Below are 13,447 nucleotides of genomic sequence, written 5' to 3'. Positions count from 1 at the left end.
GATCACCCATGTCCGGACCCCGTCCTGTGCGCGCACCCCGCGGCACCACTCTGACCGCGCGCGGCTGGCAGCAGGAAGCCGCGCTGCGGATGCTGCAGAACAACCTCGACCCCGAGGTCGCCGAGCACCCCGACGAACTCGTCGTGTACGGCGGTTCCGGCAAGGCCGCCCGCGACTGGAACTCGTTCGACGCGATGGTCCGGACGCTGACCACGCTCAAGGACGACGAGACCATGCTCGTGCAGTCCGGCCGCCCGGTCGGGGTGATGCAGACGCACGAGTGGGCGCCGAGGGTGCTGATCGCGAACTCGAACCTGGTCGGCGACTGGGCCACCTGGGAGGAGTTCCGCAAGCTCGAGGCGATGGGGCTGACCATGTACGGCCAGATGACGGCCGGGTCGTGGATCTACATCGGCACGCAGGGGATTTTGCAGGGCACGTACGAGACGTTCGGCGCCGTTGCCGACAAGCGCTTCGGCGGCACCCTGGCCGGGACCATCACGCTCACTGCGGGCCTTGGTGGCATGGGCGGCGCGCAGCCGCTGGCCGTCACGATGAACGACGGCGTCGCGATCTGCATCGACGTCGACTCGTCGCGGATCGACCGCCGGATCGAGCACCGCTACCTCGACGTACGGGCCAAGGACCTGGACGACGCGCTGCGGTTGGCGGAGGAGGCTAAGAAGGCTCGCCGGCCGCTCTCGATCGGTGTCCTGGGCAACGCCGCGGTGATCGTGCCGGAGCTGCTGGAGCTGGGTGCGCCGATCGACATCGTCACCGACCAGACCTCGGCGCACGACCCGCTCATGTACCTGCCGGTCGGCATCGAGTTCGACGACTGGGTGAGCGCGCGTGAGAAGGACCCGGCCGGGTTCACCGAGCGCGCGCAGGCATCGATGGCTCGGCACGTGGCGGCGATGGTTGGGTTCCAGGACGCGGGTGCCGAGGTGTTCGACTACGGCAACTCGATCCGCGATGAGGCTCGGAAGGCGGGCTTCAACCGCGCTTTCGACTTCCCCGGTTTCGTACCGGCGTACATCCGGCCGTTGTTCTGTGAAGGAAAGGGCCCGTTCCGGTGGGCGGCGCTGTCCGGCAATCCGGCCGACATCGCGAAGACGGACCAAGCGATCCTGGACCTGTTCCCGGACAACGAGCACCTGACCCGCTGGATCAAGCTGGCCGGCGAGCGGGTCGCGTTCCAGGGTCTGCCGGCCCGGATCTGCTGGCTCGGACAGGGCGAGCGGGACAAGGCCGGTGTGCGGTTCAACGAGATGGTTGCCTCCGGCGAGCTCGAGGCGCCGATCGTGATCGGCCGCGATCACCTGGACACCGGCAGCGTGGCATCGCCGTACCGGGAGACCGAAGGCATGCTCGACGGCTCGGACGCGATCGCGGACTGGCCGTTGCTGAACGCGATGGTGAACGTGGCCAGCGGTGCTTCCTGGGTGTCGATCCACCACGGCGGCGGCGTCGGTATCGGCCGGTCCATCCACGCCGGCCAGGTGTCGGTTGCCGACGGCACCGACCTGGCCCGGCAGAAGCTGGAACGGGTCCTCACGAACGACCCGGCGATGGGTGTGATCCGTCACGTCGACGCCGGTTACGAGAAGGCTGTCGAGGTCGCCGACCAGCGGGGTGTGCGCATCCCGATGCAGGAAGGCTGACTGTGGGCGACCGTGGCAATCTGTAGTGCTACGGTGCACATTTCACAAGACGAGAAACCGCGCGACCGCGTGGATTCGGTCTGTCGTTCCGCTAGGGTCGCATCCGCGACCGACGACGAGCGCGAAGGGGCGCCATGATCGAGTTCGAGGACGTCACCAAGCAGTACCCGGACGGCACCGTCGCCGTCGACAAACTGTCCCTGCGGATCCCGAGCAACCAGATCACGGTGTTCGTCGGGCCCTCCGGGTGCGGCAAGACCACGTCGCTGCGGATGATCAACCGCACCATCGAGCGGACCGGCGGGACGATCTCGATCGACGGCGAGGACATCAACGGCAAGGATGCGGTCACGCTGCGCCGGGGGATCGGCTACGTGATCCAGAACGCCGGCCTGTTCCCGCACAAGACCGTTGTCGACAACGTCGCAACCGTCCCGAAGCTGCTCGGCTGGGACAAGCGCAAGGCACACAGTACGGCGATGGAGCTACTCGAACGCGTCGGCCTGGACATCAAGCTGGCCGAGCGGTATCCGGCCCAGCTGTCCGGTGGCCAGCAGCAACGAGTCGGCGTCGCCCGTGCGCTGGCGGCCGATCCGGCGGTCATGCTGATGGACGAGCCGTTCAGCGCGGTCGACCCGATCGTCCGGCACCAGTTGCAGGAGGAGCTGCTCCGGCTGCAGCGCGATATCGGCAAGACGATCGTGTTCGTCACGCACGACATCGATGAGGCGATCAAGCTCGGCGACAACGTCGCAGTACTGCAGGTCGGCGGGAAGCTGGCCCAGTTCGCGCCGCCGGCCGAGCTGCTCGGCGAGCCGGCCGACGACTTCGTCCGCGGCTTCGTCGGACAGGATCGCGGTTACCGTGCACTGACGTTCGTGCATCCCGAAGAGCTGCCGGTGCAGCCGGTTCCGGACGAGCTCGCGTTGAAGGACGGCGTACCGGTCGGCTGGAAGAACGGGTCCGGCGAGCTGCTGCCGCTCGGCGCGGTGTTCAAGCGCGGCGATTCGTTGCGCGCGGCGCTGGACGCAGTACTGACGTCGCCCACCGGCTGCGGCGTCTGCGTGGACGACGAGGGCAGGGCCGTCGGCGTCATCGACCAGTCCACGGTCGCAGAGGCCTTGCGATCATGACGTGGATCGGTGACAACCTCGGGCTGATCTGGGAACAGCTGCGCGAACACATCTACCTGGCGATCGTCCCGGTGATCCTCGGGCTGATCATCTCGGTCCCGTTGGGGTACGTCGCCACGCGCTACTCCTGGCTGGCGAACCCGCTGATCGCGCTCGGCGGCGTGCTGTACTCGCTGCCGTCGATCGCGCTGTTCATCGTGATCCCGGCGGTCCTCGGGACCAAGGTGCTGGCCACGGCCAACATCATCATCGCGCTGACCATCTATACGGTCTCCCTGCTGATCCGCAACGTGATCGACGGGCTGCGTTCCGTACCGGTCGATGTGCGGCAGTCGGCCATCGCCGTCGGGTTCGGCCCGATCCACCGCCTGATCGCGGTCGACCTGCCGATCGCCGTACCGGTGATCTTCACCGGGCTACGGGTGGTCACCGTCGCGAACATCTCGATGGTGAGCGTCGGGGCCGTGATCGGAATCGGCGGTCTGGGCGAGTTGTTCACGCTCGGCTTCCAGAAGGCCTTCCTCACCCCGGTGGTGGTCGGCGTGGTCCTCTCGCTGCTGCTGGCTCTGGTGTGCGACCTGATCCTGGTCGGGTTGCAGCGGGTCCTGACGCCGTGGTCGCGCGTCACGACTCAGGTGGGAGAGGTGGTCTGACATGTGGCAGTACCTGACCGACCCGTACAACTGGTCCGGCCCCGAGGGAATCTGGGCCCGGATCCTGGAGCACCTCTGGTATACGTTCTCCGCGCTCGCCCTGTCCGTCCTGATCGGGTTGCCGATCGGGTTGCGGATCGGGCACACCAGGCGTGGGGCGTTCCTGGCGATCAACACCGGCAACGCTGCCCGCGCACTGCCCAGCCTCGGCCTGCTGATGCTCGCGGTCCTGCTGACCGACAACATCGGCTTCCTGCCGGTGCTGATCGCGCTGGTCGCTCTCGGTATCCCGCCGATCCTCGCCTCGACGTACGCCGGTGTGTCCGGTGTCGATCCGGCGACGATCGACGCGGCCCGGGGGATGGGGATGACCGGGCGCGAGATCCTGACCAAGGTGGAGATCCCGATCGCGATGCCCCTGATCATCTCGGGCGTCCGCAGCGCGACCCTGCAGATCGTCTCGACGGCGACGATCGCGGCGCTGGTGTCGCTCGGCGGTCTCGGACGCTACGTGATCGATGGGCTGAAGCTCCGTGACTTCCCGCAGATGTTCACCGGCGCCCTGCTGGTGGCTCTGCTCGCCCTCCTGCTCGACGCCATGTTCGCGCTGATCGGCCGGCTCACCGTCTCGGAAGGGTTGCGGGCCGGCTGAACTGTCCGACGTATCTGATGAACTTGAGAACCTGGAACATCCATCGGCACCGGCCGGTGGCTGACGAGACACTGGAGGCTCTCGTGTTGAGATCCACACTCATCCGTACTGCGATCGCCGGGGTGGCGGTGCTCGGCCTGGCTGGTTGTGGGGGTGGGGGCGACCAGCTCGGCAGTGACAACGCGGGGTCCTCGCCCGCGCCTTCCAAGGTGAGCAGCATCACCGTCGGATCGGCCGACTTCTCCGAGAGCCAGCTGCTGGCGGAGATCTACGGTCAAGCCATCGCCGCCAAGGGCATCGAGGTCAAGAAGAAGCCGAACATCGGCAACCGCGAGACCTACATGGCCGCGATCAAGGACGGGTCGGTCGACCTGGTCCCGGAGTACACCGGGGCCGCGCTGGCCTACTTCGACAAGAACTCGACCGAGACCGACCCGGACAAGGCGTACGACGCGCTGAAGGCGGCGCTGACGCCCGGTCTGGAGGTGCTGGACAAGTCGCCGGCCGCCGACGAGGACACCATCGTGGTGACCAAGGCGACCGCGGACAAGTACAGCCTGAAGTCGCTGGCCGATCTGAAGCCGGTCGGCAAGGAGATGGTCGCGGGCGGTAGCTCCGAGTTCAAGGTCCGGTCCGCCGGTCTGAAGGGGCTGAAGGAGAAGTACGGCGTCGAGTTCAAGGAGTACAAGACGCTGGACGCCGGCGGCCCGCTGAGCATCAAGGCGCTGGAGGACAACCAGATTCAGCTGACCAACCTGTTCACCACCCAGTCGGTGATCAAGGAGCAGGGCTTCGTCCAGCTGGACGACCCGGAGAACATCCTGCCCCCGAACAACATCGTTCCGTTGATCCGGACCGACCACAAGTCGGACGAGATCGCGGCGACGCTGAACGCGGTCGACGCCAAGCTGACCACCGATGCGCTGACCGACCTGGTCAAGCGGATCGACGTCGGCAAGGAGAGCGCGGACGCGGTCGCCAAGGACTGGCTGTCGAAGAACCCCTTGTCGTGAGCCGGTCTTGAGCTTCGAATCCCTCTGGGCCGACCAGTCCGCCATCGGCCGCAACCCCGACACCGGCGGCTACACCCGAGGCGGCTGGACCCCCACCGAACGCGAGGCGACGCACTGGTTCCTGAACCAGTGCGCCGCCCGCGGCCTGGCAGTCGAATCCGACGGCATAGGCAACCTCATCGCGTGGTGGGGTGCATCCGATGGTCCGGGGGTGGTGACGGGGAGCCATCTGGATTCTGTGATTGATGGTGGGGCGTTTGATGGGCCGCTGGGGGTGGTGTCTGCGTTGGCGGCTGTTGATCGGTTGCGGGCTGAGGGGTTTGAGCCCAGCGTGCCTATTGGGGTGGGTGCGTTTGTGGAAGAAGAAGGGTCCCGGTTCGGGATGCCTTGTTTGGGGTCTCGGGTGGCGGCTGGTGTGCTGTCGGCTGAGAAGGCGCTGGCTTTGACGGATCGGGCCGGTGTGCCGCTGGGGTTGGCGCTGGAGCAGGCGGGGATTGATCCGGCTGGAGTCGGGCCGTCGCCGTTGCTCCAGCGGATGGGGACGTTCGTCGAGCTACATGTCGAGCAGGGCAGAGGGTTGACGGCGCCGGTGGGTGTGGCCAGCTCGATCTGGCCGCACGGGCGGTTCAGGTTCACCTTCGGTGGTGAGGCCAACCATGCCGGCACCACGCTGATGGAAGACCGCCACGACCCGATGCTCACGTACGCGATGACCGCCCTCGCCGCCAACAAACAGGCCCGCCTGGCCGGCGCCCGCGCCACCTTCGGCCGGGTATCGGTCGAGCCCAACGGCACCAACGCCGTACCGTCGCAGGTCACCGCCTGGCTGGACGCACGAGCCGCCGACACCGCAACGCTGGAATTGTTGCTCGCGGCAATCACCAAACAAGCCACCGAACGCGCCGAACGCGACGGCACCACTCTCCAGGTGACCCCGGAATCGGTCTCGCCGATCGTCAACTTCCCGACCGGCCTGCGCGATCGGCTGGTCGGCGTACTCGACGGCGCCCCGGTCCTCCCGACCGGCGCCGGCCACGACGCGGGCGTGTTCTCGGACGCCGGCATCCCGACCGCGATGCTGTTCGTCCGCAACCCGACCGGCATCTCGCATTCGCCCGCCGAGTACGCCGAGCAGGACGACTGTCTCGCGGGCGTCGAGGCATTGGCCGCAGTGCTGAAGGATCTTGCGAAGTGACGTCGTACTGGTGTGAGGCCGCGCTCCTCCCGACCGGCCTCGCCCGCGGCGTCCTCGTGACGACGACGGACGGCCGCTTCACCTCGGTCGAGCCGGATGCGGCCCCCGGTGACGCGCAGGTCCTCAACGGCCTCGTGATCCCAGGCCTGGCGAACTGCCACAGCCACGCATTCCACCGCGCGCTCCGCGGCCGGACGCAGACCGAGCGCGGCACGTTCTGGACCTGGCGCGAGCAGATGTACGCCGTCGCCGCCGCGCTCACCCCGGACACGTACTACGAGCTCGCGAGGGCCGTGTACGGCGAGATGCTGCTCGCCGGGATCACCGCGGTCGGGGAGTTCCACTACCTCCACCACGCGCCGGGCGGCCGGCGGTACGACGACCCAAACGCGATGGGCCAGGCCCTGATCGCGGCCGCGCGTGACGTCGGCATCCGGATCACGCTGCTCGACACGTGCTACCTCGCCGGCGGCATCGACCAGCCGCTCAACGACGTACAGCAGCGTTTCAGCGACGGCGACGCGACCGCGTGGGCCGCCAGGGTCGCGCAGTTGAGCGGTGACGATGGCGTCGTGATCGGTGCGGCAGCCCACTCGGTGCGGGGCGTGCCGCAGGATCAGCTCGGCGCGGTGGCGTCGGCCTTTCCCGACGTACCGCTCCATATTCACTTGTCCGAGCAGGTCGCGGAGAACGCCGCTTGTCTCAAGGCCTATGGGCGGACGCCGGCGCAGGTGCTCGACGAGGCCGGGTTCCTCAGCGGGCGGACGAGCGCGGTCCACGCCACGCATCTCACCGATGTCGACGTCGGGTTGCTCGGGAGCTCCGCGACGTACTCCTGCTTCTGCCCGACCACCGAACGCGACCTCGCCGACGGTATCGGCCCGTCCGTGCAACTGCGCGACACAGGCTCGCCGCTGACCCTCGGCTCCGACAGTCACGCGATCATCGACCTCTTCGAGGAGATGCGAGCCGTCGAGCTGAACGAACGCCTCGCGTCCCACGAGCGCGGCACCTGGTCCGCCTCCGAGCTCTTCAAGGCAGCCACCACGGACGGCCACCGCTCGATCGGCTTCGAGGACGCGGGCGCGATCGAGGTCGGAGCCCGCGCCGACCTGGTAGCGATCCGTCTGGACACCGTCCGCACCGCGGGCACCGGCGGGACCTTGGAGACTGCAGTCTTCGCGGCGTCAGCTGCGGATGTCTCCGACGTAGTCGTCTCCGGGGACCAGCTGGTTGCTGATGGCAAGCATATTCGCCTGGATGTCCCAGCCCAGCTGACGAAATCGATCGAGGCGGTGACCCGATGACCTCACTCCTGCTCACCAACATCAGCTCGCTCGTGACCAACGACCCTGCCCACGGCGGTCTCCTCGGCGAACTCCACGACGCGGCCCTGGTCATCGACGGAACCAAGGTCGGCTGGGTCGGCTCGCGCCGCGACGCACCGGCGGCCGACGGAGCGTTGGACCTCGGCGGCCGCGCCGTCATCCCCGGTTTCGTCGACTCCCACTCGCACCTGGTCTTCGCGGGCGATCGCGCCGAGGAGTTCGCCGCCCGCATGACCGGTACGCCGTACTCCGCGGGCGGCATCCGCACCACCGTCGCCGCGACCCGCGAAGCCACCGACGAACACCTGACCGCGAACGTGTCTCGCCTCGTCACCGAGATGCGCCGGCAGGGCACCACGACGGTCGAGATCAAGTCCGGCTACGGGCTGACCGTCGCCGACGAGGCCCGCGCGCTCGAGATCGCGGGCCAGTTCACCGACGAGACGACGTACCTCGGGGCGCACGTCGTGCCGGCCGAGTACGCCGATGATCCGGCCGGCTACGTGGAGCTGGTGACCGGCCCGATGCTCGACGCGGCCGCCAAGCACGCGAAGTGGATCGACGTCTTCGTCGAGCGGGGCGCCTTCGACGCCGACCAGGGCCGCACGATCCTGCAGGCCGGCATCGCCCGCGGCCTCCAGCCCCGGGTCCACGCGAACCAGCTCGGCGAGGGCCCCGGCGTACAACTGGCCTGCGAGGTCGGCGCCGCCTCTGCGGACCACTGCACCTATCTCACCGACGCCGACATCGACGCCCTGGCCTCGGCAGGTGTCGTCGCCGGGCTTCTGCCCGCGATCGAGTTCTCCACCCGCTCGCCGTACCCCAACGCCCGTCGCCTCCTGGACGCCGGCGTCACCGTAGCCCTGGCCACCGACTGCAACCCCGGCTCCGGCTACTCCTCCTCGATGCCCTTCTGCATCGCCGTCGCCGTCCGCGACATGCACATGACCCCCGCCGAAGCCCTCTGGTCCGCCACCGCCGGCGGCGCCGCCTCCCTCCGCCGCCCCGACCGAGGCCACCTAACCCCCGGCACCCAAGCCGACCTGTCCGTCCTAGACGCCCCCTCCCACCTACACCTCTCCTACCGCCCCGCCGTCCCCCTCATAACCCAAACCTTCATAGCCGGCCGCCCGGTTTAGGCGGACGCCCCTCACTGATCAACTCCCGATCCGGCGTCTCCCGCACGCTCGGCTCTCCGATCAAGCTGCGCGGAGCAGAGGCTTGGTCAGTGGCTGACGTCCGGCCGCCTGCTCTACCGCGTTCACGACCCACTCCTCGTCGAACATCACGTCCTCCCAGCTGAACCGAAGGATCGTCCAGCCTCGGACCGTCAGGTTGACCTGCCGCCGGCAGTCGCGCACAAGAGCCCGACGGGTGCCGTGATGTTCGAACCCATCCGCCTCGAGGCCCAGTCGGATCTCGGGCATCGCCAGGTCGAGACGCGCGGAGAACAGGCTGTCCTGAACGAGCACCTGGGGGACGAAGCCGTCGATCCCTCGCTCGATCAGCAGTGCCCGCAGCGACGACTCCAGCACCGACTCGGCCCGCCCGTCGGCGAGCTCGGCGATTCGCAGGATGCGCCGCCGGTGTGGTCCACGGAGCTTCGTCGCGACCTCGAGGAGCTCGTCCTGATCGACGCAGCCCGACCGCAGGGCCGAATCCGCGACCGCGAGTGCCTCACCCAACGGCAGGGTGCGAAGGCAGTCGAGGACAGTGCGAATTGGAGTGGTCACATCGTCCAGGGCGGCCACGGGTGCCCAGTGCAAGATGCAGGGCAGCCCGGTCCGGCGTCGCACTCGGGCCGGGGCCAGGGTGACGTGCGGAAGGGCCGGTGGATTGATGACGCCGAGACCCCAGTGCTGGGCAGCGCTGAGGTGCGACACGACCCCGCCGTGGCTGCGTGCGGCCGTCAGTGCGCGCGGAGCTTCGGGCAGAGCGTAGACACCCTTTGCGACCCGGCGGATGCAGCCGTCGGCCAGCGCGCTCCGGATGGCTCGCGCGGAGACGAGTGCCCGGAGATCGGCGAACGTCGCGCTCCCCCCACGCCTGCCAAGCACCTCGATCACGTCCGCCATACCTCCATGGTGGTGGAACCGGCGCACGGGCGGGGTCAACTGTCCACAGGCGGACCTCCGGCACTGACCAACCTGCCTGGCAGGGTCAGAATCGCAGCCGACCTGACCGTAAGAGCGACAACCGCGGCGAGGTTGATCAGTGCGGGAGGTGCGACATATCCAGATGCGGCCCGGCGTTCGACAGCGACCGATGGGTGCGGCGTACCAGCGGGCCCGACTACCGGGATCGGCACGTCGTCTTCGGGTTCCGTCGCGACCTGGTGCGATCGGGTGACCGCGTGCTGTTCACAGACGACTGGGTGGACACCGGCGCGACGGCGGTGACCGCGCGGGCGTTGGTGGAGGAGGCCGGCGCGCGGTGGATCGGGGCGGCGTGTGTCGTGGACGGGCTCACCGAGCCTCGGTTGCGGCATGAGCAGCCGGTGCGAGGGCTGCTCGGCGTGCGGCGGGTCTAGTCGGCTAGTTCTTTGGTGAGGAGGAGGGCGGGGGTGCCGTCGGGGAGGCGTTGTTTGCCTATTTCGACGTAGCCGCGGGTGGTGTGGAAGGTCACACCGGCGTCGTCCAGGGGGTGGGTGCGGACGCGGGCGACGGCGCGGTCGAACGGCTTGGCGGCGCGTTCGATGGCGCGGTAGACCTGCGAGGCGATGCCCTCGCGGCGGTGCTCGGTCGCGACGACGATCCGCTCGATCAGCAGGAAGCGGTTCGCGTACGTCTGGGTGAACCAGTCGAACTCGAGGCCGTCGTACGCCGAACCCGGGGTGAAGGTCAGCACGAAGCCGGCGGGCTTGCCGTCCAGGTCGATGATCGCGGCGTGGGCGGCGATCAGCCGGAGCCAGTCGAGGCGGTCGGCGCCGAGGGGATCGACCAGCCCGGCGGCGGCGTTGTTCAGCGCGAGCACCGCGCCGTAGTCGGCGGGATTCATCGCGCGGAGTTTCACAGGGACAGGGTCGCACGGTAAACCTTTCCCCGGGAGGGGTCTCCCTGGCCGCACCCTGGCCCGGACCCCGAAATTCGGGCCCGAGCTTGGGAATGACCTGGGCGATGTGCAATGTTGAGCCTAGTGAACTCAAGTTTGTTGCGTCACGGATTTGAACCGAGGCGGACGAACGGGCAACATTGAGTCTGCATCACTCAACTTCGTGGAGGTAACAGAATGGCCCGCGCGGTCGGAATCGATCTCGGTACGACGAACTCCGTCATCGCCGTACTGGAAGGTGGCGAGCCCACCGTCATCCCCAACGCCGAGGGAGCGCGTACGACGCCCTCGGTGGTGGCTTTCGCCAAGAACGGCGAGGTCCTTGTCGGCGAGGTGGCGAAGCGCCAGGCCACCACGAACGTCGACCGCACCATCCGCTCCGTCAAGCGTCACATGGGCGAGAGCTGGAGCGTCGACATCGACGGCAAGAAGTTCACCCCCCAACAGATCAGCGCGTTCGTGCTGCAGAAGCTGAAGCGGGACGCCGAGGCGTACCTCGGGGAGCAGGTCACCGACGCGGTCATCACCGTGCCGGCCTACTTCTCCGACGCGCAGCGCCAGGCGACCAAGGAGGCCGGCGAGATCGCGGGCCTGAAGGTGCACCGGATCGTCAACGAGCCGACCGCGGCCGCGCTCGCGTACGGCCTGGACAAGGGCACCGAGCAGACCATCCTGGTCTTCGACCTCGGTGGCGGCACGTTCGACGTGTCGCTGCTGGAGATCGGCGACGGCGTCTTCGAGGTGAAGGCGACCAGCGGTGACAACCACCTCGGCGGTGACGACTGGGACGCCCGGATCGTCCAGTGGCTGGTGACCCAGTTCAAGAACAAGAACGGCACCGACCTGTCCGGCGACAAGATGGCCATGCAGCGCCTCACCGAGGCTGCCGAGAAGGCCAAGATCGAGCTGTCCGCCGCGGCCGAGACCACGATCCACCTGCCGTACCTGAGCCTGACCGACTCCGGCCCGCTGCACCTGGAGGAGAAGCTCTCCCGGGCAGAGTTCCAGAAGATGAGCAACGACCTGCTCGAGCGCGCCCGCGCCCCGTTCAAGGCCGTCATCAAGGACGCCGGCATCGACGTGTCGAAGATCGACCACGTGATCCTGGTCGGCGGTTCGACCCGGATGCCCGCGGTGGCCGACCTGGTCAAGGAGCTGACCGGTGGCAAGGACCCGAACAAGGGCGTGAACCCGGACGAGGTCGTCGCGGTCGGCGCCTCCCTGCAGGCCGGTGTGCTGAAGGGTGAGGTCAAGGACGTCCTGCTGCTCGACGTGACCCCGCTGAGCCTGGGTATCGAGACCAAGGGCGGCGTGTTCACCAAGATCATCGAGCGCAACACCACGATCCCGACCAAGGGCTCGGAGATCTTCACCACGGCCGAGGACAACCAGCCGTCGGTGATGATCCAGGTCTACCAGGGCGAGCGCGAGATGGCCCGCGACAACAAGTCGCTCGGCAACTTCGAGCTGACCGGCCTGCCGCCGGCGCCGCGGAACGTGCCGCAGATCGAGGTCACCTTCGACATCGACGCGAACGGCATCGTGCACGTGAACGCCAAGGACCTGGCCACCGGCAAGGAGCAGCGGATGACGGTCACGGGCGGCTCCGCGCTGCCGAAGACCGACATCGACCAGATGGTCCGCGACGCCGAGCAGTACGCCGAGGAGGACCGGCAGCGCCGCGAGGCCGTCGAGAACCGGAACCAGGCCGAGAGCCTGGTCTACCAGACCGAGAAGTTCCTGCAGGAGAACGAGGACAAGGTCCCCGACGACGTCAAGACCGAGGTCAAGGACGCTGTCGCGGAGCTGAAGAAGGCCCTCGAGGGTGACGACGCCGAGGCGATCAAGACCTCCTCGGAGAAGCTCGCCCAGTCCAGCCAGAAGATGGGCGCCGCGATGTACGCGAACGCTCAGGCCGCCGGCGGGTCCTCGGAGGAGGAGAACACCTCCGACGAGAGCTCGACCAGCAACGACGACGATGTCGTCGACGCCGAGATCGTGGACGAGGACCGGCCGCAGGACAAGACGGAGGACAAGTGACGGATCGACCCACAGGCAGCGAGTTCGGCGACGGCGAGCCCGTCGTGCGGGACAAGCGCCGGATCGACCCGGACACCGGCGCGGCGCGGGAGACTGCGGATTCGTCTGCGGCCCCCGCGCCCGGCGCCCAGCCGGGTACGCCGGGCACCCCGGGCGCACAGCCGCCCCGGGACCCGTCCGACCTGGTCGGTCCGTCCGCCCAGGAGGCCCTGTTGACCGAAGCGCTCAAGGAGCGTACGGCGGACCTGCAGCGACTGCAGGCCGAGTACGTCAACTACAAGCGCCGCGTCGACCGGGACCGGGAGGCGTCGCGGGAGCTCGTGATCGGCTCGGTGCTGACCGAGCTGCTCGGGACGCTCGACGACGTCGGCCGGGCCCGCGAGGCAGGTGAGCTCGAGGGTGCGTTCAAGGCGGTCGCGGAATCGCTGGAGCGCGTCACCGAGAAGCTCGGCCTGGTGAAGTTCGGCGAGAAGGGTGACACCTTCGACCCGCGGATCCACGAGGCCCTGCTGCACAACTACTCCGACGAGGTCGACGGCCCGACCGCGACGATGATCATGCAACCGGGCTACCGGCTCGGCGAGCGGGTCCTGCGCGCGGCCCGGGTGGCCGTGTCGGAGCCGACCGAACAACTGCCGGCCGACGCGGCGAAGGCCGACGTACCGGCGGAGAGCACAGATGATGACGCGGACAGGTCCGCGGAGTAGCAACGACCACG

Annotated in this window: 13 protein-coding genes; 11 read left to right on the top strand and 2 right to left on the bottom strand. The window is 68.3% G+C overall.

Translation table 11 applies throughout. The annotated features are described in order from the left end of the window. Positions 1-8: 8 nt before the first annotated feature. The 8 genes from hutU (at position 9) to hutI (ending at position 8,777) form a co-directional block, all read left to right on the top strand. Positions 9-1,664, top strand: coding sequence for a urocanate hydratase (gene hutU, locus ACQPYH_RS42730; protein WP_432883889.1), 1,656 nt, complete (start codon positions 9-11; stop codon positions 1,662-1,664). Positions 1,665-1,798: 134 nt separating this feature from the next. Then, positions 1,799-2,797 carry an ABC transporter ATP-binding protein gene (locus ACQPYH_RS42725; RefSeq protein ID WP_432883887.1) on the top strand — a complete coding sequence of 333 codons (999 nt, stop codon included), beginning with the start codon at positions 1,799-1,801 and terminating at the stop codon, positions 2,795-2,797. Next, on the top strand, positions 2,794-3,450 hold the full coding sequence (locus tag ACQPYH_RS42720) for an ABC transporter permease (protein WP_432883884.1): 657 nt from the start codon (positions 2,794-2,796) through the stop codon (positions 3,448-3,450). Before ACQPYH_RS42725 ends, ACQPYH_RS42720 begins: the two co-directional genes overlap by 4 nt. Position 3,451: 1 nt before the next feature. Then, positions 3,452-4,102: an ABC transporter permease gene (locus tag ACQPYH_RS42715; RefSeq protein ID WP_432883882.1), complete on the top strand. Its 651-nt coding sequence runs from the start codon at positions 3,452-3,454 to the stop codon at positions 4,100-4,102. A gap of 83 nt (positions 4,103-4,185) precedes the next feature. Then, positions 4,186-5,115, top strand: a complete 930-nt coding sequence (locus ACQPYH_RS42710; RefSeq protein ID WP_432883880.1) for an ABC transporter substrate-binding protein — start codon at positions 4,186-4,188, stop codon at positions 5,113-5,115. Positions 5,116-5,122: 7 nt separating this feature from the next. Further along, on the top strand, positions 5,123-6,310 hold the full coding sequence (locus ACQPYH_RS42705) for an allantoate amidohydrolase (RefSeq protein WP_432883877.1): 1,188 nt from the start codon (positions 5,123-5,125) through the stop codon (positions 6,308-6,310). Further along, positions 6,307-7,617: a formimidoylglutamate deiminase gene (locus tag ACQPYH_RS42700; RefSeq protein ID WP_432883875.1), complete on the top strand. Its 1,311-nt coding sequence runs from the start codon at positions 6,307-6,309 to the stop codon at positions 7,615-7,617. The genes ACQPYH_RS42705 and ACQPYH_RS42700 overlap by 4 nt, the downstream gene beginning before the upstream one ends. After that, on the top strand, positions 7,614-8,777 hold the full coding sequence (hutI, locus tag ACQPYH_RS42695; RefSeq protein WP_432883872.1) for an imidazolonepropionase: 1,164 nt from the start codon (positions 7,614-7,616) through the stop codon (positions 8,775-8,777). Before ACQPYH_RS42700 ends, hutI begins: the two co-directional genes overlap by 4 nt. A gap of 60 nt (positions 8,778-8,837) precedes the next feature. Here the strand turns inward: hutI and ACQPYH_RS42690 are convergent, their stop codons facing one another. Continuing rightward, positions 8,838-9,713 (bottom strand): DUF559 domain-containing protein, encoded by an 876-nt coding sequence (locus tag ACQPYH_RS42690; RefSeq protein ID WP_432883870.1) that lies wholly within the window; start codon positions 9,711-9,713, stop codon positions 8,838-8,840. Between the two features lie 194 nt (positions 9,714-9,907). On the opposite strand from ACQPYH_RS42690, the gene ACQPYH_RS42685 reads away from it, so the two are divergent. Then, complete coding sequence (locus tag ACQPYH_RS42685; protein WP_432883869.1) at positions 9,908-10,168, top strand: hypothetical protein; 261 nt, start codon at positions 9,908-9,910, stop codon at positions 10,166-10,168. Here ACQPYH_RS42685 and ACQPYH_RS42680 read toward each other — a convergent pair. Beyond that, positions 10,165-10,635: a GNAT family N-acetyltransferase gene (locus ACQPYH_RS42680; RefSeq protein WP_432883866.1), complete on the bottom strand. Its 471-nt coding sequence runs from the start codon at positions 10,633-10,635 to the stop codon at positions 10,165-10,167. The genes ACQPYH_RS42685 and ACQPYH_RS42680 overlap by 4 nt on opposite strands. Positions 10,636-10,866: 231 nt before the next feature. Here ACQPYH_RS42680 and dnaK point away from each other — a divergent pair, with 231 nt between their 5' ends. Both dnaK and grpE read left to right on the top strand, forming a co-directional pair. Further along, on the top strand, positions 10,867-12,729 hold the full coding sequence (dnaK, locus tag ACQPYH_RS42675; protein WP_432883864.1) for a molecular chaperone DnaK: 1,863 nt from the start codon (positions 10,867-10,869) through the stop codon (positions 12,727-12,729). Beyond that, positions 12,726-13,436, top strand: a complete 711-nt coding sequence (gene grpE, locus ACQPYH_RS42670) for a nucleotide exchange factor GrpE (RefSeq protein WP_130442665.1) — start codon at positions 12,726-12,728, stop codon at positions 13,434-13,436. The genes dnaK and grpE overlap by 4 nt, the downstream gene beginning before the upstream one ends. The last annotated feature ends 11 nt before the right edge of the window (positions 13,437-13,447 follow it).

The sequence above is a fragment of the Kribbella sp. CA-245084 genome (assembly GCF_050942355.1).
Classification (GTDB): Bacteria; Actinomycetota; Actinomycetes; order Propionibacteriales; family Kribbellaceae; genus Kribbella.
Note: the sequence above shows the minus strand (reverse complement) of the source record. Positions and strands in the feature narration are given on the sequence as shown.

Bases quoted from the DNA above. Each gene is read 5' to 3' on its own strand.
- ACQPYH_RS42680 (WP_432883866.1), bottom strand. From the start codon at position 10,635: ATGAATCCCGCCGACTACGGCGCGGTGCTCGCGCTGAACAACGCCGCC.
- ACQPYH_RS42690 (WP_432883870.1), bottom strand. From the start codon at position 9,713: ATGGCGGACGTGATCGAGGTGCTTGGCAGGCGTGGGGGGAGCGCGACG.
- hutI (WP_432883872.1), top strand. From the start codon at position 7,614: ATGACCTCACTCCTGCTCACCAACATCAGCTCGCTCGTGACCAACGAC.
- ACQPYH_RS42715 (WP_432883882.1), top strand. From the start codon at position 3,452: ATGTGGCAGTACCTGACCGACCCGTACAACTGGTCCGGCCCCGAGGGA.
- ACQPYH_RS42725 (WP_432883887.1), top strand. From the start codon at position 1,799: ATGATCGAGTTCGAGGACGTCACCAAGCAGTACCCGGACGGCACCGTC.
- dnaK (WP_432883864.1), top strand. From the start codon at position 10,867: ATGGCCCGCGCGGTCGGAATCGATCTCGGTACGACGAACTCCGTCATC.
- ACQPYH_RS42720 (WP_432883884.1), top strand. From the start codon at position 2,794: ATGACGTGGATCGGTGACAACCTCGGGCTGATCTGGGAACAGCTGCGC.
- hutU (WP_432883889.1), top strand. From the start codon at position 9: ATGTCCGGACCCCGTCCTGTGCGCGCACCCCGCGGCACCACTCTGACC.